Source organism: Sphingomonas chlorellae, from assembly GCF_056485145.1.
This window is the reverse complement of sequence record NZ_JBQXXM010000004.1, coordinates 1-24803: the sequence shown is the minus strand read 5'-3', so window position 1 is coordinate 24803 and position 24803 is coordinate 1. Positions and strand designations below refer to the sequence as shown.

Here is a 24803-nt window from a genome sequence, read left to right as displayed (position 1 = left end):
GGTCCGGCGGGCGATCGGCGCGGATTTCGGAGGCAACAGAGGCGATTCGGGGGCGAATTTGCGGTTCGTCCCGCAACGCACCCATTTCGTCCGTCGCGACTCGTTCCTTTAACAATCGTGGACTAAAAGCGCAGTCGCCGATTCGCAGGGTTGCCTATTGGTGAGAATCTGTCCCGCCGGGGGGTGAGCAGACATAATGGAATCGAACGAACATTATTATCGGCGTCGCGCAATCCAGGAACTGACGGCTGCGCGAACCGCGCTGACCGAAGTCGCCAAGCGGCGGCGCACCGAATTGGCCGAGACCTATCTGAAACGGCTGGCCGAATTGACGGGGGCGGACGAGACCGCGCTGCTGGCGACGGCGCTCGCCCCGCATCGCCAGCAATACGCCTGAGCGCCGGCGCGGCGGCTCAGCCGTCGGCGTCGTCTTGCGAATCGCCGGGATCGGCCTGTTCCGGATCGGCGTGCGCTTCATCGGCGTGGCGCAGTTCGAGCGCGCGCGCGTAGAGCGCCTTGCGATCGGCGCCGGTCGCGCGGGCGACCTCTCCGGCCGCCTTGGCCGGGGGCAGCCGCACGAGCGCCGCGCGCAGCAGCGCATCGGCATCGTCGGCGCTGGCGGCAGGCGCCGCGCCCGGCGGGCCGACGACCACCACCAGCTCGCCCTTGGGCGGCGCGTCGCGATAGCGTTCGGCGAGCGTGCCGAGCGTGCCGGTGACGCATTCCTCGAACCGCTTGGTGATCTCACGCGCGACCGCGGCTTCGCGATCCTCGCCCAGCCCTTCGGCAAGCGCGGCAAGGCACGCGGCGAGGCGCGGCCCGCTTTCGTAGAGCACCAGCGTCGCGCGGATCGGCGCGACCTCGCGAATCGCGGCGGCGCGCGCCTGGGCCTTGGCGGGGAGGAAGCCGAGGAAGAAGAAGCGATCGGTCGGCAGCCCCGCGAGCGTGAGCGCCGCGATCGCCGCGCACGGCCCGGGAATCGTCGTGACGAGATGGCCCGCCGCGCGCGCGTCGCGCACCAGCTTGTAGCCCGGATCGGAGATCAGCGGCGTGCCCGCGTCGGAGACGATCGCCACCACCTGAGTCGCGAGCCGCGCGATCAGGTCGGGGCGCACCGCGTCGGCATTATGGTCGTGATAGGGCGTCATCCGCCCCTTGACCCCCAGATGGCGGAACAGCCCGGCGGTGACGCGCGAATCCTCGACCGCAACGATATCGGCGTTCGTCAGTATTTCCGCTGCACGCGGAGTGAGGTCGCCAAGATTGCCGATCGGGGTGGCGACGATGTAGAGGCCGGGGGGAAGCGTTGAAGTCATCGGGGAACGTCATGGCAGAGGGTGCAGCCAATCCGCAACGGGGTGTGAAGGCGTGGCTGCGGCGCGCGGCGCTGGGCGCGACATTGTTCCTGGCCGCCTGTGCCTCCGGCCCGCGCGTGATTCCGGAGGCCGAGCGGCCCGCGCCGGCGACGCGCCCCGCGACCCCGCCGCCCGCGCCGCGGCCGATCCAGCCGGGGCTGCCGCAGGATGTCGAGCGGCACCGCATCGCGCTGCTGGTGCCGCTGACCGGCGCCAATGCGGGGGTGGGGCGCTCGCTCCAGAACGCGACGCAGCTCGCGATCCTCGACACCAAGAGCGATGCGATCCGCATCACCACCTATGACACCGCCGGCCCCGGCGGCGCGGTGGCGGCGGCGCAGGCCGCGATCGCCGACGGCAACCGGCTGATCCTGGGGCCGCTGCTCGCCGAGGAGGCGCGCGACGTCGCCCCCGTGGCGCGCGCGGCGCGCGTCCCCGTGCTGAGCTTTTCGAACGACGCCAGCGTCGCGGGCGACGGCACCTATATCCTGGGTTATGTCCCCAGCCAGTCGATCGAGCGCGTGGTGAACTATGCGCGCGGTACCGGCATCACGCGCTTTGCCGGGCTGGTGCCGAGCGGGCTTTACGGCGAGCGCGCGTCGACCGCGCTGCTGCGTTCGGTGGAGGATGCGGGCGGCAAGGTGCTCGCGCTCGAGACCTATGACGGCCGGCCCGGCGCGCTGGCGACCGCGGCGGCGCGGATCGGGCGCGTGCCCTATCAGGCGGTGCTCGTCGCCGGGAGCGGCGGCAGCGCGGTGGCGGCGGTGCCCGCGATCCGCCGGTCGGCGCCGGGCAAGGCGGCCAAGCTGCTCGGCACCGAATTGTGGAACACCGATTCGGCGATCGGCAGCCATGCGGTGCTCAACGGCGCCTGGTTCGCGAGCGTGCCCAACAATTATTACCGCCAATATGCGGTCAAATATCGCGCGCGGTTCGGCACCGCGCCCTATCGGCTGTCGACGATGGGCTATGACGCAGTGCTGCTGAGCGTCCGCATCGCGCTCGACTGGCGGCCGGGGACGGCATTCCCCGAGCGGCGGCTGACCGATCCCGACGGCTTTGCCGGGCTCGACGGCGCGTTCCGCTTCGGCCGCGACGGCGTGGCCGAGCGCGCGCTGGAGGTGCAGGAAATCCGCGGCGGCACCACCGTGCCGGTCTCGCCCGCGCCGACGCGCTTCGACGGGCGCTGAGCGACCGCGCGGGCGCTGCGGGGCGGCTTGCCGGGAGCGGCCGGTTGCCCGTTGCGGCCGGTCAGGCGTCAGCGCGGACCGGATGCCCTTTCGGGGAAGAAGCTGGGCCCCGGGTCGAGCCCGGGGCGACGATGGGTTTTGTCGGGTCTGTGGTGCGCGGGCGTGCGGGCGCTCGGAGCTGGGCCCCGGGTCGAGCCCGGGGCGACGATGGGTTTTGTCGGGCCGGGTGGTGCGTGGGCGCGGGCGCTCGGAGCTGGGCCCCGGGTTGAGCCCGGGGCGACGATGGGGATTGTCGGGCCGGTGGTGCGCGGGCGGGGGCGTTCGGAGCTGGGCCCCGGGTCGAGCCCGGGGCGACGTTGGGGTTTGTCGGGTCGGTGGTGCGGGGCGGCGGCGGGGTCAGGCGTCGGTGAGGACGAGTTCGCGCAGGATCGCCTCGAGTACCGGCATCCCGGCTTCGGTGACGCGCAGCCGGTCGCCGTCGTGCGTGACGAGGCCGTGCGCGGCGAGGCGGTCGGTCGCGGCGGCGTCGATCGGGGCGGTGCCGTTGCCGAGCGCGGCGATGCGGGCGAGGTCGATCCCCTCGCCGAGACGCAGCCCCATCAGCACCGCCTCGATCCCGCGTTCGGCGGGGGCGAGCGGCGTCGTTTCCTGGATGCCGTGGCCGTTGCGGCCGACCGCGGCGAGCCAGTTTTCGGGCTTGCGATGGCGCAGCGTCGCCGCGCCGCCGCGGCGGCCATGCGCGCCGGGGCCGACCCCGGCATAGTCGCCATAGCGCCAATAGGTGAGGTTGTGGCGGCTTTCGGCGCCGGGCCGCGCGTGGTTCGATACCTCATAGGCGGGAAGCCCGGCGGCGGCAGTGCGCGCGCGCGTATATTCGAACAGCTCGGCGGCGAGATCGGGATCGAACGGCGCCAGCTCGCCGCGTTCGGCGAGCGTCGCGAAGCGCGTGCCGGGCTCGATCGTGAGCTGGTAGAGCGAGAGATGCTCGGTCCCGAAGCCGAGCGCGCGGTCGAGCTCTGCCGCCCATGCCGCGCGCGTCTGCCCCGGCCGCGCATAGATGAGGTCGAAGCTGACGCGCGCGAAACAGGTCTGGGCGGTGGCGAGCGCCGCCAGCCCCTCGGCAACGCCGTGCGCGCGCCCGAGAAACGCCAGCGCGGCATCGTCGAGCGCCTGGAGCCCCAGCGAGACGCGGTTGACCCCGGCCGCGGCGAGTCCGGCGAAGCGCGCCGCCTCGACCGACGAGGGATTGGCCTCGAGCGTGATCTCGATGTCGTCGGCGAAGCGCCAGTGGCGCGCCGCCGCGTCGATGATCGCCGCGACCGTGGCGGGCGCCATCAGCGAGGGCGTGCCGCCGCCGAAGAAGATCGACCCCAGCCGCCGCCCCGGCAGCGCAGCCGCCTCATGCGCGAGATCGGCGAGCAGCGCGGCGCGCCACGCCGCCTCGTCGATTTCGGCGCGGACATGGCTGTTGAAATCGCAATAGGGGCATTTCGAGACGCAGAACGGCCAATGGACGTAGAGCGCGAGCGCGTCGGGGGAAGGGGCGGTCATCGGCACCGGGAAAGCAGGGGGGCTGGAGCGGGTAACGGGAATCGAACCCGTGTATTCAGCTTGGAAGGCTGCTGCACTACCATTGTGCTATACCCGCCCGACCGGCCCGGGGGCTGCCCGGCGGCGGCGTTCGCCGCGAGCGAAATCGGCGAGTGCCACAAGATCGCGGGTCGGGTCAACCGGTTGCGGCGCATCATCTGCTGCGCAGGCGTTTGCCGTGCCGTGCCGTGCCGTGCCGTGCCGTGCCGTGCCGTGCCGTGCCGTGCCGCAGGCGCGCAGGCGGCGCGGCGCAGGTCGTGGGCAGGGCGTGCGCGGCCCGGCGCAAAGGGGCTTGTCGGCGGCGGCGATTCGGATAGCCTCGCGCTTCGTACCGCCGCTGGGCGGTCGTGGTGGGAAGATGCGCCATGTCGTTTTCTTCGTCCGGCATTTCGACCGATCGCGCGTCGCCGGGGCGCCGAATCGCCCCCTGGGCCGCCGGTGCGACGGCCGCCCCCGAGTCCCGACCCGAGCCCCGACCCGAGCCCGCGCTGCCGCGGCTGCTGACGATCGGCGCGCCCGACGCGGTGGTGCCGCGCGCGTGGCGGACGCTGTGGCGGCAGGCGGGCGCCGAGTCGCCGCCGATCCTGCTCGACCTTCGCCCCGGCCGCGCCAATTTGTGGGCGGCGCGGCTCGATGCGGCGGTGGCCGGCGCGGAGGGGCCGGTGGTGATCGCCGCGCACGGCATCGGGTGCCTGGCGCTGGCCTGGTGGGCGCGGCTGTCGCCCGCCGCCTATGTCGCGCCGGTGGCGGCGGGGCTGATGCTCGACCCGGTCGCGGGCGACGATGCCGGGCTGCCCGACGCGGCGCGGCGCTTTGCCGCGGGGCCGCGCACGCTGCTCCCCTTTCCCTCGCTCGTCGCGCAGGGCGCGCGGCGCGGGCGGGCGATCAACGCGCGGCTGCGCGCGCTGGCATCGGGATGGGGCGGACGCTTCCTCGAGGCGATCGGCGACGAGACTGCGCTGGCCGAAAGCGCGGGCGCGCGCGTGAGCGCGGCGTGGCGCGAGGGCGAACGGATGCTGCACGCGCTGGTCGCACGGCTGGGCGAGCCGCCGCCCCGCCGGGGGGCATCGCCCGACGCGCCGACGCGCGGCATGACCCCGGACGCAGGGCGGCAACCGCCGCCGACCGTCCGCTGACCGCGCGCGCAGGCCCGCGCCCGCAGCGATCGGCCGCGATGCCGGTTGCCGATGCCGCAGCGACGCCGGCCGCCGATGCCGCAGCGGCACGGCGACGTCGCGCTGCGCGCCGCCCGGTGCTGGACAAGCGCGTCAGTTGCGATAAACCGCGTTCCCACCGCGCCATGGTTCACGAGCGCGGTCGCTCCGGGCGCGCCGGGGCGCAAGCCCTGGGGAGGAAATTGTGACCAGTCTCTCGACGATTGATGTCACCGTTGTCATAATCTATGCCATCGGTATTTTCGGGCTTGCCCAATGGGTTAGCCGCGAACGCGCGGGCCATGCCAAGAACACGTCGGATTATTTCCTGGCGTCGAAGGCGCTGCCCTGGTGGGCGATCGGCGCGTCGCTGATCGCGGCCAATATTTCCGCCGAACAGATCGTCGGCATGGCCGGATCGGGCTATGCGATCGGTCTGGCGATCGCCTCGTACGAATGGATGGCGGCGCTGACGCTGCTGATCGTCGGCAAGTTCTTCCTGCCGATCTTCCTGAAGAACGAGATCTATACGATGCCGCAGTTCCTGGAGCAGCGCTATGGGCGCGTGCTGCCGGTGATCATGGCGGTGTTCTGGCTTGCGCTCTATGTCTTCGTCAACCTGACCTCGATCATCTGGCTGGGTTCGATCGCGGTGAACAAGGTGGCCGGGATCAACCAGGACGCGGCGCTGATCGCGCTGGGCCTGTTTGCGCTGCTTTATCAGCTTTACGGCGGGCTGAAGGCGGTCGCGCTGACCGACATCGTGCAGGTGACGCTGCTGGTGATGGGCGGGCTGGTCGTTTCGTACCTGACGCTCGACCAGATCGGCGGCCATCAGGGCGTGATCGCGGGCTTCACCGCGCTGACGCACCAGGTGCCGGGCCATTTCGACATGATCCTTTCGCCCGACAACCCCTTCTACAAGGACCTGCCGGGCATTTCGGTGCTGGTCGGCGGCATGTGGATCGCCAATCTGAGCTATTGGGGCTTCAACCAGTACATCATCCAGCGCGCGCTGGCGGCCAAGAACCTGGGCGAGGCGCAGAAGGGCGTGGTGTTCGCGGCCTATCTGAAGCTTTTGATGCCCGTCATCATCGTGCTGCCCGGCATCGCCGCGGTGCTGCTGGCGCCCAACCTCGCCAAGCCCGACGAAGCCTATCCGACGATGCTGAAGCTGCTGCCGCCGGGGCTGCTGGGGCTGGTGTTCGCCGCGCTGATCGCCGCGATCATCGCGTCGACCGCGTCGAAGATCAATTCGATCGCGACGATCTTCACGCTCGACCTCTATGCCAAGGCGCGCGGGATGCGCATGGGCGACAAGGACGCGGGCGAAGCGGGCGCGGGGCAGGAAAAGCACCTGGTGCTCGTCGGCCGGCTCGTGGCGGCGGCGGCGATCGTGATCGCGCTGTTCGCGGCGCGCCCGCTGATCGGCAAGTCGGACCAGGCGTTCCAGTTCATCCAGGAATTCTCGGGCTTCTTCACCCCGGGCATCACGGTGATCTTCCTGCTGGGCCTGTTCTGGAAGCGCGCGAGCGAGGCCGGCGCGATCGTCGCGGCGGTGGCGTCGGTGGTGCTGTCCTATCTGTTCAAGGTGGGCATGCCGACGATCCCGTTCATGGACCGCATGGGGCTGGTGTTCCTGATCAGCCTGGCGCTGGCGGTGGTCGTGTCGCTGCTGGTGCGCGGCCGCGGCGATGCCAACCGCGTGCGGATGGAAGGCGTTTCGTTCGCGACGCCCACCACCTTCAACGTCGCCGGCATCGGCGTGATCCTGGTGCTGATCGCGCTGTACGCGACCTGGTGGTGAGGCGGGGCGCGTGACCGCGCTCGGCGCGCGCTTCCTGGCGGTCGACTGGGGCACCACCAATCGCCGCGTCTTCGTGATCGAGGACGGGGCGGTGGTGCACACCGAACGCGATCCGAAGGGGGTGACCGCGGTCGGCCCCGGCGGCTTTGCCGACGAGGCCGCCGCGATCCGCGCGCGCCACGGCGACCTGCCGATGCTGCTGGCGGGCATGGTCGGATCGAATATCGGCTGGCGGACGGCGCCCTATGTGCCCGCGCCCGCCGGCGTCGCCGAGCTGGCCGCGGCGCTGAGCTGGATCGACGCGCGCACCGCGATCGTGCCGGGGCTGTCGACCGAACGCGACGGGCGCCCGGACGTGATGCGCGGCGAGGAGGTCCAGTTGCTGGGCGCCGTCGCCGCGGGGATGGCGCCGCCCGACGCGCTGCTCGCGCAGCCGGGCACGCACTGCAAATGGGCCGAGATGGCCGACGGCCGCGTCGCCGGCTTTACCACCGCGATGACGGGCGAGCTGTTCGCGCTGATCCGCGAGCACGGGCTGCTCGCCGCGCAGCTTGGCGGCGAGGTGACGATCGGCCCGGCGTTCCGTGCGGGGCTGGAGGAAGGGCGGCGGCGCGACCTGGCGGCGTCGCTGTTCGGCATCCGCGCCGCCAAGATGCTGGGACGCCGCGACGATGCCGAGGCGGCGGCGTTCGCGAGCGGCGTGCTGATCGGCAGCGACGTCGCGGCGCGGCTGGCCGAACATTCGCACCCGATGGTGTACATCCTGGCCGATCCGATGCTGGGCGGCCTTTATTCGGTGGCGGTCGAGGGCCATGGTCGCGTGGCCCGGCTGATCGACAGCCATGCGGCGTTCGTCGCGGGCATCCTTGCCATCGGGAGCGAGATTCAATGAGCCATGTTGCCGCCTTTGACGCTGCCTTTGCCGCGTGCCCGCTGGTCGCGATCCTGCGCGGGGTGACGCCCGACGCGGTGGTCGGCGTGGGCGAGGCGCTGGTGGACGCGGGGTTCACGCTGATCGAGGTGCCGCTCAATTCGCCCGAGCCGCTGACGAGCATCGCGCGGCTGGCCGGGGCAATGGCCGGGCGGGCGCAGATCGGCGCGGGCACCGTGCTGCGCGAGGCCGATGTCGCGGCGGTGCGTGCGGCGGGCGGGACGATGGTGATCTCGCCCAACGCCAATCCCGGCGTGATCGCGGCGACGGCGGCGGCGGGGATGGTCTCGCTGCCCGGCATCGCGACGCCGACCGAGGCCTTTGCCGCGCTCGACGCGGGCGCGACCGCGCTCAAGCTGTTCCCGGCCGAGGGCGCGAGCCCGGCGGTGCTGAAGGCGATGCGCGCGGTGCTGCCCAAGGGCACGCGCGTGCTGCCCGTCGGCGGGATCACGCCCGAGGGGATGGCGCCGTGGCGCGCGGCGGGCGCGGCGGGTTTCGGCCTGGGATCGGCGCTCTACCAGCCCGGCATCGACGCGGCCGAGGTCGGCGGGCGCGCACGGGCGTTCGTCGCCGCACTCGCCGCCTGATCCCCGGCCTTCGCGATCCCGGCGGGCGTCAGCGCGCGGCGGGATCGCCGGGGAGCGCCGCGCCGCCGACCGGCACCGGGCCGCGATCGGTCGGATCGAGGCGCGAATCGCCCCCCAGCGTCCGATAGAGCGCGACGAGGTTGCTCGCCTCGGTGAGCTGCGTCGCGACGAGCGTGCGCCGCGCGGTGAACAGCGACCGCTGGGCGTCGAGGCTCGACAGGAAGCTGTCGATCCCGCCGCGATAGCGTGCCTCGGCGAGCTGATAGGTATCGGCGGCGGCCTCGGCCTGGGCGGCGACGGCGCGGCGCTGTTCGGCGATGGTGCCGCGGCGGGCGAGCGCGTCGGCCACCTCGCGGAACGCCGTCTGGATCGTGCCTTCGTACCGGGCGAGCGCGGCCTCGCGCTGCGCCTCGCTCAGCCGGACATTGGCGCGGCCCGCGCCGCCGTTGAAGATCGGATAGCTGGCGTTCGCGCCCGCCTGCCAGGTGAAGCGGCCGTCGTCGAACAGCGTGCGCAGCGCGTCGCTGGTGAAGCCGAGCAGCCCGGTGAGCGAGATGCGCGGGAACAGCGCGGCGCGCGCCGCGCCGATCTGGGCATTGGCGGCACGGAGCTGATATTCGGCCTGGACGACGTCGGGACGGCGCAGCAGCACGCCCGAATCGACGCCGGCGGGAAGCGGCTTCACCGTCGCGGCGGCCTCGTCGATCGAGCCGGGGAGCAGCCGCGCCTCGACCGGCGCGCCGACGAGAAGCTGGAGCGCGTTGACGTCCTGCGCGAGCGCGGTGCGCTGGGCGGCGATGCTGGCGCGCGCCTGTTCGAGCACCTGTTCGGCCTGGCGCAGATCGGTGCGCGGCGCGATGCCGCCTTCGAGCCGGACGCGCGTGAGCCGCACGCTCGCCTCGGCATTGCGCGCCGTGTCCTCGGCAATCGCGAGCAGGCTGGCATCGGCGGCATAGGTGAGCCAGGCGTTGGCCAGTTCGCCGATCAGCGTCAGCCGCGTGGCGCGCGCGCCTGCCTGCGACGCGAAATACTGGTCCTGCGCCGCGCGGGTGAGCGAGGCGACGCGGCCGAACAGGTCGATTTCGAAGCTGGTCAGGCCGAGCTGGGTCGACAGCGTGGTGCGTTCGCTTGCCCCGCCCGAACCGCCGCCGGTGGTGCCGCCGGTGCCGCCCGTCCCGCCGGTGCCCGCGCCGCCGCTCGACGATCCGCCGGTGCTGCCGCGCGATTCGGTCACGCTGCCGCCGAGGTTGATCGTCGGCAGCCGTCCCGCGCGCTGGACGACATATTGCTCGCGCGCGATGCGGATGTTCGCCGCGGCGACGCGCAGGTCGCGATTGTTGACGAGCGCCTGCTCGATCAGTGCCTGGAGCCGCGAATCGGTGAAGATGTCGCGGTAGCCGACGCTGGGCAGCGCCGCATCGTCGGGCGCGGGATAGGCGTCGCCCGTGGGCCAGGCGGGGGGAACCGGGGCGGCCGGGCGCACGTCGCGCGGTTCCATCGAACAGCCGGCGAGCGCGGCGGCGCCCGCGAGGAGCAGCGTCAGCCGCTTCATGCCGAAGCCTCCGGATTGGGGTTGCGACGCCGGCTGCGCAGCGCCTTCAGTCCGTCGCGCACGCCGCGGCGGACGAGCACGAAGAACAGCGGGATGTAGAAGATGGCGAGGATCGTCGCGGTGAGCATCCCGCCGATCACCGCCGTGCCGATCGCGATGCGGCTGTTGGCGCCGGCACCCGTCGAGAGCGCGAGCGGCAGCACGCCGAAGATGAAGGCAAGGCTGGTCATCAGGATCGGGCGCAGGCGGATCCGCGCCGCCTCGACCGCGGCGTCGATCACGCGCTTGCCCTGCTTCTCGGCCGCCTCGGCAAACTCGATCATCAGGATCGCGTTCTTGGCGGCGAGGCCCATCGTCGTGAGCAGGCCGATCTGGAGATAGACGTCGTTCTGGAGCCCGCGCAGCGTCACCGCGAACACCGCGCCGACCAGGCCGAGCGGAATGACGAGCAGCACGGCGACCGGGATCGTCCAGCTTTCATAGAGCGCGGCGAGGCACAGGAACACGACGAGCAGCGAGATCGCATAGAGGATCGGCGCCTGACCCGACGACAGGCGTTCCTGATAGGAAAGCCCGGCCCAGGCGACGCTGGTGCCCGGAATCTGTGCGGCGAGCTCCTCCATCCGCTTCATCGCCTCGCCCGAGCTGACGCCCGGCGCGGCCTGACCCTGGATCTCGAACGCGGGGATGCCCTGGAAACGCGACATCGTCGTCGGTGCGGTCGTCCAGCTCGTGCTCGCAAAGGCCGAGAAGGGCGCCATTTCGCCCGAGCGCGTGCGGACGAACCATTCGTCGAGATTGTCGGGCGCGGCGCGATAGGGGGCGTCGCCCTGGACATAGACGCGCTTGACGCGGCCGCGGTCGATGAAATCGTTGACGTAACGGCCGCCCCAGGCGGTCGCGAGCGTCGTGTTGACGTCGGTCTGGCTGAGCCCCAGCGCCGAGAGCTTCGCCTGGTCGATATCGACCTTGAGCGTCGCGACGTCGGGCAGGTCGGACAGGCGCACCGCGGTCAGCTTGGGATCGCGCATCGCGAGCTGGAGCAGCCGGTCGCGCGCCGCGGCGAAATCCTCGCGCGACATGCCGCTGGCGTTCTGGAACTCCATCGTGAAGCCGGTCGACTGGCCGAGGCCGCGGATCGCCGGCGGCACGAGCGCGAACACCTGGGCGTCGCGGAAGCCGCGGAACGCACCCGAGGCGCGCTGGGTGATCGCATCGGCGCTGTTCTGGCGGCCGGGCCGCTGCGACCAGTCGGACAGGTTGAGGAAGCCGCGACCGGTATTCTGGCCGCTCGGCCCGCCGCCGCCGCCGCCCGCGACGGTGAACATCGTGCCGATGTTGTGGCCTTCCTTCTCGCGGAAATATTTCTCGATCGCGAGCTGGACCTCCTGCGTGCGGCCCTGCGTCGCGCCGGCGGGCAGGCGGAAGTCGATCGACGCGACGCCCTGGTCCTCGGTGGGGAGGAAGCCGGTGGGCAGCCGCACGAACATGAGCACGAGCAGCGCGCAGGTGCCCGCGAAGATCAGCAGGAACAGCCATTTGCGCCCGACGACGCGCGTGACCGACCCGGCATAGCGTTCGGTCATCGCCTCGAACCGCGTGTTGAACCCGTCGCGCGCGCGGTCGATCGCGGCGGCGACGCGCGGCAGGCGGCGCGGCAGCCAGCCGCCGTCGCCCTGGCGCTTCTGCTTGAGCAGCGTCGCGGTGAGCGCCGGGCTGAGGATCAGCGCGACGAGCACCGACAGCACCATCGCCGACACGATCGTCACCGAGAACTGGCGATAGATCACGCCGGTCGACCCGCCGAAGAACGCCATCGGCAGGAACACCGCCGACAGCACCAGCGCGATCGCGACGAGCGCGACCTGGATCTGGTCCATCGACCGGATCGTCGCCTCGCGCGGGGTGAGGTCGGGATTTTCCTCCATCAGCCGCTCGACATTCTCGACGACGACGATCGCGTCGTCGACGAGCAGGCCGATCGCCAGCACCATGCCGAACAGCGTCAGCGTGTTGATCGAGAAACCGAGCGCATAGAAGACCGCGAGCGTGCCGAGCAGCACGACGGGCACCGCGATCGTGGGGATCAGCGTCGCGCGCCAGCTTTGCAGGAACACGAACATGACGATGACGACGAGGACGATCGCCTCGACCAGCGTCTTGACCACTTCCTCGATCGACAGCTTGATGAAGCCGGTCGAATCGTTGGCATAGGCGTATTTGAAACCCGCCGGGAAGGTCTTGGACGCGTCGGCGACCGCGCGCTTGACCAGATCGGCGGTGGTGAGCGCGTCGGCCCCCGGCGCGAGCGAGATGGCGAGGCCCGCGCCCGGATGGCCGTTGACCCGGCTCGACGAGGCATAGCTTTCGGCGCCCAGCTCGACGCGGGCGACGTCGCTCAGCCGCACCGTCGCGCCGCTGCTTTCGGTCTTGAGGATGATCGCGCGGAACTGCTCGGGCGTCTGGAGCCGCGACTGGGCGGTGACGGTGGCGTTGAGCATCTGTTCCTTGGGCTGGGGCTGGCCGCCCAGCTCGCCCGCGGCGACTTCGGTATTCTGGTTCTGGATCGCGGCGATCACGTCGCTGGGCATCAGCGAATAGCTGGCCAGCCGGTCGGGGTTGAGCCAGATGCGCATCGCATAGGGCGCGCCGAACACGTTGGTGTCGCCGACGCCGGGAATGCGCGCGAGCGTGTCCTGAAGGTTCGACGACAGCCAGTCCGACACGTCCATGTTGGTGCGCGTGTCGGTTTCGTCATAGACGCCGACGAGCATCAGGAAGTCGGGGTTCGACTTGGTGACGGTGAGCCCCTGTTGCTGCACCTGCTGGGGCAGCCGCGACAGCGCCTGCTGCACCTTGTTCTGCACCTGCACCTGCGCGATGTCGGGATCGGTGCCCTTGCGGAAGGTGGCGGTGATCGTCACCTGCCCGCGCGAGGTCGAGGACGAGTTGAAATAGAGCAGCCCGTCGAGCCCGGTGAGCTGTTGCTCGATCACCTGGGTGACGCTGTTCTGCACCGTTTCGGCCGACGCGCCCGGATAGCTGGCGCGGACATTGACCTGCGGCGGCGCGATATCGGGATATTGCGCGATCGGCAGCGCGAAGATGGCGCCGATGCCGGCCAGCATCACGATGATCGCGATGACCCAGGCGAAGATCGGACGATCGATGAAGATGCGCGACATGGGGGATCAGTTCCCCTTGGCCCGCGCGCCGGCAGCGCCGCCGGCCCCGCCCGCGCCGCCCGCTCCCCCGGCGCCGCGCGCGGGCGGCACGATCTTTTCGGGGGTGTTGGCGGGCACCGCGTTGATTTCGGTATCGGGCTTCACATTGGCGAGGCCCTGGACGATCACGCGGTCGCCGGGGGCGAGCCCCTGCGTCACGACCCAATAGGCGCCCTGCGTCCGCGGCGCGACGACGGTGCGCGCGACCGCGCGGCCGCCCGGCCCGACGACATAGATGGTGGCATTGCCCTTGGGATCGCGCGTCACGCCCTGCTGGGGGACGAGGAACGCCTGCTTCTCGATCGCCTGGGCAAAGATCGCGCGGACGAACATGCCGGGGAGCAGCAGCCCTTCGGGATTGGCGAAGCGCGCGCGCAGCGTGACGGTGCCGGTGTTGGCGTTGACCATCACTTCCGAAAACTCGACCGTGCCCGGAATCGGATAGTCGCTGCCGTCCTCGAGCCGCAGCCGCACCGCGGCGCTGGCGGGGGCGATGCCGCCCTGCGCCATCGCCTTGCGCAGCGCCAGCATCTCGGCGCTCGACTGCTGGATGTCGACATAGACGGGGTCGAGCCGCTGGATCACCGCCATCGGATCGGCCTGGTTGGTGGTGACGAGCGCGCCTTCGGTGACGAGCGAGCGGCCGATGCGGCCGGTGATCGGCGCGGGCACGCGCGTGAAGCGCAGGTTGATCTGGGCGGTGCGCAGCGCGGCGGTCGCCTGGGCGACGGCGGCCTGCGCCTGGCGCGCGGCGGCGGTGGCGTCGGTATATTCCTGTTGCGACACCGCCTGCGCCGCGGCGAGCGGGCGATAGCGTTCGGCCTTGGTCCGCGCCGCCTCGAGATTGGCGCGCGCGCTTTGCAGGTTGGCGCTCGCCTGCGCGACCTGGGCCTCATAGAGGCTGGGGTCGATCTGATAGAGCGTCTGCCCCTGCTGGACGATCGCGCCTTCGGTGAAGAAGCGCTTGCGCACCAGCCCGGCGACCTGCGGCCGCACCTCCGACGTCTGGAGCGCGGTGACGCGGCCCGACAATTCGGTGGTGAGCGGCACGGCGGTCGGCTGGACGACGACGAAGCCCACCTTGACCGGCCCCTTCGGCCCGCCGCGTCCGCCGCCCTTTTGCGCGGCATCGCCGCCGCCGGCGCCGCACGACGCCAGCAGCGAGACTGCGGACAGGAGGCCGATCAGCGCCGGAGCACGACGGGCCGGAGCACGATGGGGACGATGCGTGGTTGCCAATTCTCGATTCCGCCGAAGGCGCAGCCATGGGCCGGCGCGCGTTTTCATGAGGGAGCTTGCTCCATAGAAGCGCCTCCGCGACACTTCCAATGCATAAATGTACCGAAATGTAGCAGAAACGATCGCGAAAAGCCGCAGCGGCGGCGGCGGGACGCCCGCGCGCGTCGCCGCGGTGAAAACGCCAGTGGCGCAACGCCGCGCGACCCCCTAAATAGCGCCGCTCCATGGCACGTATCGAAACCCCCAACCGCATCCGCGGCACGCAGGACATTTTCGGCGAGGATCAGCGGCGCTTCGCGCGCGTGCTGGCGACGTTCGACCGGGTCCGCAGCCTTTATTGCTTCCAGCGCGTCGACCTGCCGATCTTCGAGGCGACGGGCGTGTTCGCCCGCTCGATGGGCGAGACCTCGGACGTCGTCTCGAAAGAGATGTACAGCTTCGAGGATCGCGGCGGCGATTCGATCACGCTGCGCCCCGAATTCACCGCGGGGATCGCGCGCGCGTTCATCACCGAGGGGTGGCAGCAATATGCGCCGCTGAAGCTCGCGACCTCCGGCCCGGTGTTCCGCTACGAGCGCCCGCAAAAGGGCCGCTATCGCCAGTTCCACCAGATCGACGCCGAGATCCTGGGCGCGCCCGAACCCGCCGCCGATGTCGAGCTGCTCGTGCTCGCCGACCAGCTCCTCAAGGAACTGGGCATTGCCGAGGGCGTGACGCTCCAGCTCAACACGCTGGGCGACGCCGCGACGCGCGAGGCGTGGCGCGCGGCGCTGGTCGCGCATTTCGAGGCGCACAAGGACGCGCTGTCCGAGGACAGCCTGACGCGGCTGGAAAAGAACCCCCTGCGCATCCTCGATTCGAAGGATCCGCGCGACCGGCCGATCGCCGACAGCGCCCCCGACATCGACGCGTACCTGACCGACGAGGCCGCCGCCTTCTTCAAGGCGGTGACCGACGGGCTCGACGCGGCGGGCGTCGCGTGGACGCGCAACGCCCGGCTGGTGCGCGGGCTCGATTATTACCGCCACACCGCGTTCGAGTTCGTGACCGACCGGCTGGGCGCGCAGGGCACGGTGCTGGCCGGCGGCCGCTATGACGGGCTGATCGGCTCGCTGGGCGGTCCCGAGACGGCGGGCGTGGGCTGGGCGGCCGGGGTCGAGCGGCTGGCGATGCTGATCGCCGAGCCCGAGGCGCCCCGCATCGAGGTCTATGTCGTCGTCGAGGACGATCGCGCGGGCGCCGACGGCGTCGCCGCGGTCGCCGCGCTGCGCCGCGCCGGGCTCGTCGCCGAACTGCTGGCGACCGGATCGCCGCGCAAGCGGTTCGACAAGGCGGTGAAGGCCAATCCGCGCGCGCTGCTGTCGCTGGGGCACCAGGACGGCGCGACGACCACCCGGCTCAAGCTGGTCGACGCCGATGCGGGCGCGATCGAGGCGGCGCTGGCGGGGATCGCCTGGGGCGGGGGCGGCGCCGCCGCATGACGCGCATCCCCGCGGACCGCATCGCGGCGATCGAGGCGCGGCGCGACGAGTTGCAGGCGCTGATGGCGACCGGCGACCTTGGCGGCGACCGTTTCGTCCAGGTGTCGAAGGAATATGCCGAGATCGAGCCCGTCGCCGCGGCGGCGGGCGAGGTGCGGCGGCTGCGTGCCGAGGGCGAATCGCTCGCGCGGATGACGCAGGACGCCGATGACGAGCTGCGCGCGATGGCGGTGGAGGAGCTTCACGCCAACGAGGGCGCGCTGGTCGCCGCCGAACGCAGGCTGGCGCTGGCGCTGCTCCCCAGGGACGCGGCCGACGAACGCGCCGCGATGCTGGAAATCCGCGCGGGCACCGGCGGCGACGAGGCCGCGCTGTTCGCCGGCGACCTGTTCCGCATGTACCAGCGCTATGCCGACCGCATGGGCTGGCGCACCGAGCTGATTTCGGCGAGCCCGTCCGAGGCGGGCGGATACAAGGAAGTCGTCGCGTCGGTGACGGGCGCGGGCGTGTTCGCCAAGCTGAAGTTCGAAAGCGGCGTCCACCGCGTCCAGCGCGTGCCGGTGACCGAGGCGGGCGGGCGCATCCACACCTCTGCCGCGACGGTGGCGGTGCTGCCCGAGGCCGAGGATGTCGATGTGAAGATCGACGACAAGGACCTGCGCATCGACGTCTATCGATCGTCGGGGCCGGGCGGCCAGTCGGTCAACACCACCGACAGCGCGGTGCGGATCACCCACCTGCCGACGGGCATGGTGGTGATCCAGCAGGACGAGAAGTCGCAGCACAAGAACAAGGCCAAGGCGCTGAAGGTGCTGCGCACCCGGCTGTACGAGGCCGAGCGCGAGCGGCTGGCGTCCGAGCGCGCGGGCGCGCGCAAGTCGATGGTGGGATCGGGCGACCGTTCGGAGCGCATCCGCACCTATAATTTCCCGCAGGGACGCGTGACCGACCACCGCATCAACCTGACGCTCCACCGCCTGCCCGAGATCCTGGAGGGCGAGATGGACGAGCTGATCGGCGCGCTGATCGCGCAGGACGAGGCCGAGCGGCTCGCGCAGCTCGATGGCTGAGCCCGCCACCGCGCGCGCGGCGATCACCGCCGCGGCGGCGCGGCTGGCGACGACGAGCGACACGCCGCGGCTCGATGCCGAATTGCTGATGGCGCACGCGATGGGCTGCACGCGCGAGGCGCTGCTGCTCGCGCGGCTCGACGATCGGGTGCCGCCGGGCTTTGCCGCACTGGTCGAGCGCCGCGCCGCGCTGGAGCCGGTGGCGTACATCACGGGCACGCGCGCCTTCTGGACGATCGAGCTGGGCGTCGGCCCGGGCGCGCTGGTGCCGCGCGCCGACAGCGAGACTCTGATCGAGGTGGCGGTGACCCATTTCGGGGCAGCCGGGCCGCGCCGCATCCTCGACCTGGGCACCGGCCCGGGGACGCTGCTGCTCGCCGCGCTCGCCGAATGGCCGGGGGCGAGCGGGCTGGGGATCGACCGTTCGCCCGTCGCGCTCGATTATGCCCGCGCCAATGCCGCGCGGCTGGGGATGGCGGCGCGCGCGGCCTTTGCCGAGGGCGACTGGGCGGCGGGCGTCGCCGGGCGGTTCGACCTGGTGCTCGCCAACCCGCCCTATATCGCCGTCGACGAGCCGATCGGCGCCGATGTCCGCGCGCACGAGCCCGCATCGGCGCTGTTCGCCGGGGCCGACGGGCTCGACGACTATCGCCGCATCCTGCCCGCGCTCCCCGCGCTGATCGCGCCCGGCGGCTGCGCGGTGATCGAGATCGGCTGGACGCAGGCCGATGCGGTTTGTGCGCTGGCGAGGGAACAGCAACTCGTCCCGACCGTCTATAAGGATCTGGGGGCACGGCCGCGCGCCGTGCACCTGACATCGGCTTGAATCGGGGGTGCGGCGCCCCATATTTCCGCTTGGAGATTGGTGCGCCACCGGCTAAGAACGGCGCCGGGGCAAGGCACTTTCAACCAAGTCGTTGAAAACAGGGGCTGAGGCCCACTCCATGGTCATGTGAGCCGCTGTAGTCCGGTGGCCGTGGCAGGCGGGAGCGCCAGCAACGGGCGATCCGCCGCATTTGTAACATGCATCCGGGACCTGTGGTGGATCGACGGACGGCTTAAAGAAACGAACAGGACAACCAGACCTTGATGAACAATCGTCAGGCCGGCCGCCGTCGCGGCCGTGGTGGCCAGCAGCGCCAGGGTGGGGGCAGCTCCAACCAGGGCAACGGCAACCGCATCGACAATCGCGCCCGCGGCAATGCCGCCCAGTTGCTCGAAAAGTACAAGAATCTGGCGCGTGACGCCCAGATGCAGGGCGATCGGGTCAACACCGAATATTATCTCCAGTTCGCCGACCATTATTTTCGCGTCCTGAACGAAAGCCGCGCCCGGTTCGAGGAACAGAACCAGCGCCGCCAGCGCGACGAGGCCGAGGACGAGGATTTCGAGTTCGAGGGCGAGGCCGCCGAGGTGCAGCCCGAGCCGCGTCCGCGCCGCGAACGCGAGCCGCGCGAACCCCGTGAAGCGCGCGAGCCGCGCGAGGACCGGCGCAACGGCCATGCCGCGGCACAGGCCAACGGCCATGCCCCGGCCGAGACCGGGACGGACGAGGGCGAAGCGGCCGACGACGCGGCCGAATCGGCCGAGCGCAAGGAGCGCGCGCCGCGCCGCCGCACCGCACGTCCGCGCCGCGACGAGGCGGGCGCCGACGAGGGTACGGCCCCCGGCATCGACGTCGCCGTGCTGCCGCCCGCGCTGGGCGCCGACACGGGCACGACGGCCGAGGGCGAAGAGGCCCCGCGCAAGCCGCGCCGCCGCCGCACGATCAAGGCCGACGACGCCGAGGCGCAGCCCGCGGGCTGATCCGCCCGTTTCGGGACCAAGCGAGCGCCGCCGGCAACGCCGGGGCTGGCGCCCGCCCCGCAAGTCGCTAACATCCTTCCCCGGACCAGCCCGGGGGAGGATGTTTTGCGTTGGAGCCTGTTGCTTGCGGCCGCGGTGCCGCTGAGTGCCCATGCCCAGCAGGCGCCCGAGGCGGGCAGCGCGCAGGGCGACGTTGCCGTCACCATCTATAACAACGACCTCGCGCTGGTGCAGGACCGGCGCGAGCTGAGCCTGCCGCGCGGGATCTCGCGCCAGGAATTCGCCGACGTCTCCGCCGCGATCCGCGCCGAGACGGTCACGCTCGCGATCACGGGCGCGGCGATCGTCGAACAGAATTTCGACTATGACCTGCTGTCGCCCGACAAGCTGATGGACAAGGCGGTGGGGCAGACGGTGACGCTGGTGCGCACCAACCCCGCCACCGGCGCCGAAACGCGCGAGAGCGCCGAGGTGCTCGCCAACAATGGCGGCACGGTGCTGCGCGTCGGCGACCGGATCGAGGTGCTGGGCGGCGACCGGGGGGTGCCCGGCCGCGTCGTGTTCCCCAGGCTGCCGCCCAATCTGCGTGCGCGACCGACGCTGTCGATCACGCTCGACGCCGATGCGGCGGGCGCCCGGCCGGCGACGCTCAGCTATCTGTCGCGCGGTTTCGGCTGGAAGGCCGATTATGTCGTGCTGTTCGACGAGGCGAAGCGGACGATCGACGCCCAGGGATGGGTGACGCTCACCAACCGCAGCGGCACCACCTTCCGCAACGCGCGCACGCTGCTCGTCGCGGGCACGGTGGGGGAATCGGACGACGACGGCGGTCGGGCCTGGCAGTCGCGGCGCCCCTCGGGCAACCGCCCCGGCACCGAGACCGCGGCGCGCGAGCAGCTCGGCGACTATTATGTCTATCCGATCGCCGGGCGCACGACGATCGCGGACAAGCAGCAGAAGCAGGTGAGTTTCCTCGACGTCCACGGCGCGCGCGGCGAAAAGGCCTATTCCTTCTACAATCCGTGGCAGCGCGGGCTGGACGAGGCGGCGAGCGTCGACACCGTGCTGCATTTCTCGGCATCGCGCGACGGCGGGCTGGGCGATGCGCTGCCCGCCGGGACGGTGCGCGTCTATATGCGCGACGCGCGCGGCCAGGCGCAGTTCATCGGCGAGAACGCGATTCCGCACACCCCGATGGGGTCCGATCTGGCGATCCGCACCGGCGAGGCATTCGACGTCAAGGTGCAGCCGGTGGTTACGCGCCGCAGCAAGATCGACAGCGGCGAATGGGAACGCTCGTTGCGCTATCGCGTCACGACCGCCAACGGCGATCAGCGCACCACCACGGTCGAAAGTGCTGTGACCTATTGGCGAACGTCGATGGAATATCGGCTGACCAACGCCCGGCCGACGCCGGTGACGGTGGAGGTGGTGCAGGCCGGGCTCGATCGCGGCTGGGGCGACACGCGCGTCCCGCGCGAGACGGTGCCGGGCACGCAGCGCAACGCCGACGAGCGCGTGTGGCGCGTCACCGTCCCCGCCAACGGCGCGACGGTGCTGAGCGTCGATTTCGACACGCGTTACTGACGGGGGCGGCGTGACGCGCGTCCTGCTTCGTGCGCGCCTGTGCGCGGGTGCGGCCTTGCTGCTCGGGCCGGGCGGCGGCGCCGCGGCGCTGGCGGCGCAGCAACGCGATCCGGCGCCGGTGCCGGGTCGCGTGCCGGATGTGCCCGCGGCGACACCCGCGGCGACACCCGCGGCTACGCCGACAGCGACGCCCCCCGTGGCGCCTCGGGTGACGGTGTCGCCCGCGCCCGATCGCGTGGCGGTGACGATCTATCGCGATCCCCAACGCGGCGCCGATTCGCCGATGCCGCGCGCCATGAACGATTGGCAGGTCCGTCGCGGCTATGCGCTCATCACCGAGACGCGGCGCGTCCGGCTGGGCGCGGGGGCGAACGTGATCCGTTTCGAAGGCGTGGCGGGCGGAATGCTGCCCGAAAGCGCGATCGTGCGCGGGCTGCCCGCGGCGGCGCGCGAGAAGAATCTCGACGCCGACCTGCTCTCGCCGCGCACGCTCTATGCCCGGATGCTCGGGCGCCCGGTGACGATCCGGCGCACCGACCCGCGCACCGGCGCCGTTACCGAAACCGCGGCGGTGATCCGCTCCGGCCCCGACGGCGCGGCGGTGATCCAGACCGGCGAGGGGTTTCAGGCGGTCGATTGCGGCCCGATGTTCGAAACGCCGGTCTATGCCGAGGTGCCGCCGGGGCTGTCGGCCAAGCCGACGCTGTCGGTCGCGGTCGATTCGCCCGACGCGGTCGAGGCCGAGCTTCAGCTTTCCTATCTCGCCTGGGGCTTCGACTGGCAGGCCGATTATGTCGTCGACCTCGACGCCCTTGGGCAAAAGGCCGAACTGGTCGCGTGGGTGACACTGGCGAGCAGCGATCCGACCAGCTTTCGCGATGCCGAGATGGGCGTGATCGCGGGCAAGGTGAACCGCGAGGATTCGGCGCCCTATTCGCGCGACCGCGAGGCGCCGCTGACCTTTCGCTGCTTTTACCGGCCGCCGCCTGATCCCCCGGCACCGCCGGCGCCGCCCGCGCCGCCCGCGCCGATGGCGATGGCCGCGCCGGAAAGCATCGTCGTTTCCGGGTCGCGCGTCCGCGCCGTGGAGGTGCAGCGCGAGGTGCTGGGCGACCTGCAATATTATCGCATGCCGGTGCCGACGACGGTGGCGGCGCAGGCGCAGAAGCAGGTGGCGATGGTGCGCAAGCCGGCGGTGAAGGTCGCGCTGCTCTATACGCTCGACGCGCCTGCGGGCGCGCCCGACGCCGCGCCGATCCGCCAGGTCGTGCGGCTGCGCAACCGGCGTGAGGACGGGCTGGGCCTGCCCTTGCCGGGCGGGCGAGTCGCGGTGTTCTCGCCCGCGGCCGGGACGCGGCTGTTGCTCGGCGAAGGCGGGATGGCCGACAAGGCCGACGGCGAGACTGCCGATATCGTGATCGGCGGCGGCGGCGCGATCCGGCTGGACGACGACACGGCGGCGCGGACGCGCGACGGCGCGGTGGCGCGCCACCGGCTGACGGTACGCAACGCCGCCGCGCGCCCGGTCACGTTCGAGGCCAGGCTGCGCACCGGCGCGGGTGAGCGAATCGAAGGTCCGTCGACCAGGCTCGGCAGCAAGGACGGCGCGGCATTGTGGCGCGTCACCGTGCCCGCGAACGGCGTCGCGCGGCTCGATTATCGGCTGGTCACGCGCGACTGAGCGCGCGCGGGCGGCGGGTGCCGCGCGACCGGCGGCGCCGGGCGGTCAGTCGTCGATCTCGACCGCGTCGCGCAGCGGATCCTCGACGCGCGCGTCATGGCCGCTGCCCGAACTGAGGAACATCAGCCCCATCAGCCCGGCGGCGGTCATCATCGTCAGGAATACGCCCAGAAAGGTGGCGATCGCGGTGACGAGCTGCAGTTCGCCCATCGCCCAGTAGAGCGCCGCCTCGCTGATCAGCGCGGTCACCAGCGAGATCACCGCCATCCATCCCAGGATGCGGCGAAAACGGCGCCATGCCTGGGCGGCATAGGCAGGATCGTCGAGCGCGTGCGTCGGTTCGGCCATTGCTTTCAGTTGGGGCCGATCCGTGCGATAAGCAACCGCCTCAGGCCGATAAGAGCCGATTAGGAAGGAGAGGGCGATGACGATCGCGGCAATCCTGGCGACCAAGGGCAATCAGGTCATTTCGATCAGCGGCGACCGCAGCGTGCAGCAGGCGGTGACCTTGCTGACCGCGCGGCGGATCGGCGCGGTGCCGGTGGTGGAGGACCATCGCGTGCTGGGGGTCTTTTCCGAACGCGACGTGGTGCATGTGCTCGAACGCGACGGTGCGGCGGCGCTCGACCGCACCGTGGCGGAGGTGATGACCGCGCCCGCGATCACGGTGACGCCCGACGAGAGCGTGCTCGGCGCACTCGCGCTGATGACGCGCCGCCGCATCCGCCACCTGCCGGTGGTGGAGGGCGAGACGTGCATCGGCTTTGTGTCGATCGGCGATCTGGTCAAGTTCCGCATCGAGCGGATCGAGGCCGAGGCGGAGGCGATGCGCGCCTATATCCAGGCGGCGTGAGCGCCCGGTCGCGGGCGGATCAGTTCCTGCGGTCGCGGACGAGCGCGATCATGTCGCGCACCGTCCGACGGGCAAAGACGAGCATCCATCCGGCATAACTCGCGACGCCGACCGCGACGAGCATCAGCAGCCGCGGCAGCGGCGCGGCGATCGCGAACAGATGGTCGGCCGCGCCCACCGCGAGCGCCATCGCCGCCGCGCCGATCAGCGACGGGGCGATCGCCGCCGCCAGCGCGCGTGCCCGCACGCCCAGCACGGGCAGCGTCCGCCACGTCGAGAGCGCGACATAGGGGGGATAGGCGACGTACCAGGCGGCGATCAGCCCATCGAGCCCCCAGCGCACGCCGACGAGGAAGGCGATGCCCAGCAGCAGCGCGCCCGTCGCGCCGTTCTGTGCGCTGATCCCCGGGCGCCCCGATGCGTCGCTTGCCGGGGCATAGAGCACCTGCAGCGTCATGAACGGCATCGCCAGCGCGAGCGCATGGACCACCGGCGCCGCCTCGGCCCATTTGGGGCCGAGCACCACCGCGACCAGCGGCTCGGCGGTGGCCGCGAGCCCGAAATAGCAGGGGAGCGCGACGATCATGATGAGCCGCACCGACTGGAGGAACGCCTGGCCCAGCGCGGCGCGGTCGTCGCGCAGCCGCGCATAGGCCGAAAAGGCGACCTCGTTGAGCGCGGGGACGAACTTCGAAACCAGGATCTGCGTCAGGAACAGGCTGGTCGTATAGATGCCCAGCACGTGCGGCGTGAAATGGCGGCCGGCGATGAACACGTCGGCCTGGCTCTCGACGAACCAGAAGACCTGGCCGAGCGCCATCACCGCGCCATAGCGCGCGATGTCGCCCGCGCCGCGAAAGTCGAAGCTCGGCCAGACCAGCGTGCGCGCGGCGATCGTCATCCCGATCGCGCGCGTGGCGAACAGCGCGATCGGCGCGGCGACCAGCGTCCACACCTCGAGCCCGGCGAGCGCGCCGCCGAGCGCGGTGATCGCGCCGGCCAGCCCGGCGATGAAGTTGACCTGCGCCTGCTTGCGAAAGTCCATGCTGCGCGCGAGCATCGCATAGGGCAGCGCGATGAACGGCGTCGTCAGATAGAGCAGCGCCTGGACGCGCAGCAGGTCGGCGACCATCGGCTGGTGATAATAGGCGGCGGCGAGCGGCGCGCCGAAGAACTGGATCGCCCCCAGCGTGCCGTTGAGCAGCAGCAGCATCCCGAACAGCTGGCGCTGCGCGTGCGGCCCGGCGTCGTCGCGCTGGATCAGCGCGCTCGCCAGGCCATAGCCGTTGAGCATGTTGAGCAGCACCAGCACGACCTGCGTCATCGCGAACAGGCCGTAATCGGCGGGGTTGAGCAGGCGGATGACGAAAAAGGTCGACGCCCAGGTGAGCGTCTGGCCCAGAATCTGGGTACCCGAACGCCAGATCACGGCGTTGCGGACCTGCGAACGCAGCGATTCGACGGGCTGATTCGGTGCGGGCGCGGTTGATTCGGTCACCAGGGCGCCATGGACCGTCCGGGGTTTATGCCGCGTAAACCGCAGAAATCCGCGACTGCGTCACCGTCGACACGCAAAACCGCAACAAAAGTGAAAAAGCGTGTTGACGGGTTTGGAGGTGGCCCATATATGCCGCTCCACCGACGCGGTGCTCTTCACTGAACGGCGCGGCGGTCACCGAAAATCAGGCGCATGGGT

Annotated in this window: 20 protein-coding genes and 1 tRNA gene; 13 read left to right on the top strand and 8 right to left on the bottom strand. The window is 71.3% G+C overall.

Features of this window, described 5'->3' with window-relative positions:
• The first annotated feature begins 196 nt into the window (after positions 1-196).
• A complete protein-coding gene (locus ACT3CF_RS11480) occupies positions 197-397 on the top strand; it encodes a hypothetical protein (RefSeq protein WP_478422876.1) in 201 nt (66 codons plus the stop codon).
• A 16-nt stretch (positions 398-413) separates the two neighbouring features.
• Here ACT3CF_RS11480 and rsmI read toward each other — a convergent pair whose 3' ends face one another.
• Entirely contained in the window at positions 414-1316 is a 903-nt protein-coding gene (gene rsmI / locus ACT3CF_RS11475; protein WP_478422874.1) for a 16S rRNA (cytidine(1402)-2'-O)-methyltransferase, read from the bottom strand.
• An 11-nt stretch (positions 1317-1327) separates the two neighbouring features.
• Here rsmI and ACT3CF_RS11470 point away from each other — a divergent pair, with 11 nt between their 5' ends.
• Positions 1328-2545, top strand: a complete 1218-nt coding sequence (locus ACT3CF_RS11470; RefSeq protein WP_478422872.1) for a penicillin-binding protein activator — start codon at positions 1328-1330, stop codon at positions 2543-2545.
• A gap of 396 nt (positions 2546-2941) precedes the next feature.
• Here the strand turns inward: ACT3CF_RS11470 and hemW are convergent, their stop codons facing one another.
• Positions 2942-4096, bottom strand: a complete 1155-nt coding sequence (hemW, locus tag ACT3CF_RS11465) for a radical SAM family heme chaperone HemW (RefSeq protein ID WP_478422870.1) — start codon at positions 4094-4096, stop codon at positions 2942-2944.
• 23 nt (positions 4097-4119) lie between these two features.
• Positions 4120-4193, bottom strand: a tRNA-Gly gene (locus ACT3CF_RS11460).
• A gap of 307 nt (positions 4194-4500) precedes the next feature.
• Between ACT3CF_RS11460 and ACT3CF_RS11455 the strand changes: the two genes are divergently transcribed.
• From ACT3CF_RS11455 to ACT3CF_RS11440, 4 genes are all read left to right on the top strand, one after another.
• Complete coding sequence (locus ACT3CF_RS11455) at positions 4501-5271, top strand: alpha/beta hydrolase (protein ID WP_478422868.1); 771 nt, start codon at positions 4501-4503, stop codon at positions 5269-5271.
• A gap of 223 nt (positions 5272-5494) precedes the next feature.
• Complete coding sequence (locus ACT3CF_RS11450) at positions 5495-7096, top strand: sodium:solute symporter family transporter (protein WP_478422867.1); 1602 nt, start codon at positions 5495-5497, stop codon at positions 7094-7096.
• Between the two features lie 10 nt (positions 7097-7106).
• Positions 7107-7988, top strand: coding sequence for a 2-dehydro-3-deoxygalactonokinase (locus tag ACT3CF_RS11445; RefSeq protein WP_478422865.1), 882 nt, complete (start codon positions 7107-7109; stop codon positions 7986-7988).
• Positions 7985-8614, top strand: a complete 630-nt coding sequence (locus tag ACT3CF_RS11440) for a 2-dehydro-3-deoxy-6-phosphogalactonate aldolase (protein ID WP_478422864.1) — start codon at positions 7985-7987, stop codon at positions 8612-8614. Before ACT3CF_RS11445 ends, ACT3CF_RS11440 begins: the two co-directional genes overlap by 4 nt.
• A gap of 28 nt (positions 8615-8642) precedes the next feature.
• Here the strand turns inward: ACT3CF_RS11440 and ACT3CF_RS11435 are convergent, their stop codons facing one another.
• Genes ACT3CF_RS11435 through ACT3CF_RS11425 form a run of 3 tightly spaced genes read right to left on the bottom strand, consistent with a single transcriptional unit; the run spans position 8643 to position 14629 of the window.
• Complete coding sequence (locus ACT3CF_RS11435) at positions 8643-10166, bottom strand: efflux transporter outer membrane subunit (RefSeq protein ID WP_478422862.1); 1524 nt, start codon at positions 10164-10166, stop codon at positions 8643-8645.
• Positions 10163-13351, bottom strand: a complete 3189-nt coding sequence (locus ACT3CF_RS11430; protein WP_478422860.1) for an efflux RND transporter permease subunit — start codon at positions 13349-13351, stop codon at positions 10163-10165. The genes ACT3CF_RS11435 and ACT3CF_RS11430 overlap by 4 nt, the downstream gene beginning before the upstream one ends.
• 6 nt (positions 13352-13357) lie before the next feature.
• On the bottom strand, positions 13358-14629 hold the full coding sequence (locus ACT3CF_RS11425; protein WP_478422858.1) for an efflux RND transporter periplasmic adaptor subunit: 1272 nt from the start codon (positions 14627-14629) through the stop codon (positions 13358-13360).
• A 224-nt stretch (positions 14630-14853) separates the two neighbouring features.
• Here ACT3CF_RS11425 and hisS point away from each other — a divergent pair, with 224 nt between their 5' ends.
• The 6 genes from hisS to ACT3CF_RS11395 all read left to right on the top strand — a co-directional run bounded on the left by hisS (position 14854) and on the right by ACT3CF_RS11395 (position 22254).
• A complete protein-coding gene (hisS, locus tag ACT3CF_RS11420) occupies positions 14854-16110 on the top strand; it encodes a histidine--tRNA ligase (protein WP_478422856.1) in 1257 nt (418 codons plus the stop codon).
• Positions 16107-17180 (top strand): peptide chain release factor 1, encoded by a 1074-nt coding sequence (gene prfA / locus ACT3CF_RS11415; protein WP_478422855.1) that lies wholly within the window; start codon positions 16107-16109, stop codon positions 17178-17180. The genes hisS and prfA overlap by 4 nt, the downstream gene beginning before the upstream one ends.
• A complete protein-coding gene (prmC, locus tag ACT3CF_RS11410; protein ID WP_478422853.1) occupies positions 17173-18006 on the top strand; it encodes a peptide chain release factor N(5)-glutamine methyltransferase in 834 nt (277 codons plus the stop codon). The genes prfA and prmC overlap by 8 nt, the downstream gene beginning before the upstream one ends.
• Before the next feature lie 263 nt (positions 18007-18269).
• Entirely contained in the window at positions 18270-18986 is a 717-nt protein-coding gene (locus ACT3CF_RS11405) for a DUF4167 domain-containing protein (protein WP_478422851.1), read from the top strand.
• 105 nt (positions 18987-19091) lie between these two features.
• Positions 19092-20573: a DUF4139 domain-containing protein gene (locus ACT3CF_RS11400; RefSeq protein WP_478422849.1), complete on the top strand. Its 1482-nt coding sequence runs from the start codon at positions 19092-19094 to the stop codon at positions 20571-20573.
• Positions 20574-20583: 10 nt separating this feature from the next.
• The gene (locus tag ACT3CF_RS11395; protein ID WP_478422847.1) at positions 20584-22254 is read left to right on the top strand and encodes a DUF4139 domain-containing protein; all 1671 of its coding nucleotides are present in this window, start codon (positions 20584-20586) and stop codon (positions 22252-22254) included.
• Positions 22255-22299: 45 nt separating this feature from the next.
• Here the strand turns inward: ACT3CF_RS11395 and ACT3CF_RS11390 are convergent, their stop codons facing one another.
• Complete coding sequence (locus ACT3CF_RS11390; protein WP_478422846.1) at positions 22300-22602, bottom strand: hypothetical protein; 303 nt, start codon at positions 22600-22602, stop codon at positions 22300-22302.
• Between the two features lie 76 nt (positions 22603-22678).
• Here ACT3CF_RS11390 and ACT3CF_RS11385 point away from each other — a divergent pair, with 76 nt between their 5' ends.
• Positions 22679-23107: a CBS domain-containing protein gene (locus ACT3CF_RS11385; RefSeq protein ID WP_478422844.1), complete on the top strand. Its 429-nt coding sequence runs from the start codon at positions 22679-22681 to the stop codon at positions 23105-23107.
• Between the two features lie 19 nt (positions 23108-23126).
• Here the strand turns inward: ACT3CF_RS11385 and ACT3CF_RS11380 are convergent, their stop codons facing one another.
• The gene (locus ACT3CF_RS11380) at positions 23127-24605 is read right to left on the bottom strand and encodes a lipopolysaccharide biosynthesis protein (RefSeq protein ID WP_478422842.1); all 1479 of its coding nucleotides are present in this window, start codon (positions 24603-24605) and stop codon (positions 23127-23129) included.
• Positions 24606-24803: the final 198 nt, after the last annotated feature.

Bases quoted from the DNA above. Each gene is read 5' to 3' on its own strand.
- ACT3CF_RS11435 (WP_478422862.1), bottom strand. From the start codon at position 10,166: ATGAAGCGGCTGACGCTGCTCCTCGCGGGCGCCGCCGCGCTCGCCGGC.
- prfA (WP_478422855.1), top strand. From the start codon at position 16,107: ATGACGCGCATCCCCGCGGACCGCATCGCGGCGATCGAGGCGCGGCGC.
- ACT3CF_RS11480 (WP_478422876.1), top strand. From the start codon at position 197: ATGGAATCGAACGAACATTATTATCGGCGTCGCGCAATCCAGGAACTG.
- ACT3CF_RS11430 (WP_478422860.1), bottom strand. From the start codon at position 13,351: ATGTCGCGCATCTTCATCGATCGTCCGATCTTCGCCTGGGTCATCGCG.
- hemW (WP_478422870.1), bottom strand. From the start codon at position 4,096: ATGACCGCCCCTTCCCCCGACGCGCTCGCGCTCTACGTCCATTGGCCG.
- rsmI (WP_478422874.1), bottom strand. From the start codon at position 1,316: ATGACTTCAACGCTTCCCCCCGGCCTCTACATCGTCGCCACCCCGATC.
- ACT3CF_RS11390 (WP_478422846.1), bottom strand. From the start codon at position 22,602: ATGGCCGAACCGACGCACGCGCTCGACGATCCTGCCTATGCCGCCCAG.
- ACT3CF_RS11470 (WP_478422872.1), top strand. From the start codon at position 1,328: ATGGCAGAGGGTGCAGCCAATCCGCAACGGGGTGTGAAGGCGTGGCTG.
- ACT3CF_RS11455 (WP_478422868.1), top strand. From the start codon at position 4,501: ATGTCGTTTTCTTCGTCCGGCATTTCGACCGATCGCGCGTCGCCGGGG.
- ACT3CF_RS11385 (WP_478422844.1), top strand. From the start codon at position 22,679: ATGACGATCGCGGCAATCCTGGCGACCAAGGGCAATCAGGTCATTTCG.
- prmC (WP_478422853.1), top strand. From the start codon at position 17,173: ATGGCTGAGCCCGCCACCGCGCGCGCGGCGATCACCGCCGCGGCGGCG.
- hisS (WP_478422856.1), top strand. From the start codon at position 14,854: ATGGCACGTATCGAAACCCCCAACCGCATCCGCGGCACGCAGGACATT.
- ACT3CF_RS11440 (WP_478422864.1), top strand. From the start codon at position 7,985: ATGAGCCATGTTGCCGCCTTTGACGCTGCCTTTGCCGCGTGCCCGCTG.
- ACT3CF_RS11405 (WP_478422851.1), top strand. From the start codon at position 18,270: ATGAACAATCGTCAGGCCGGCCGCCGTCGCGGCCGTGGTGGCCAGCAG.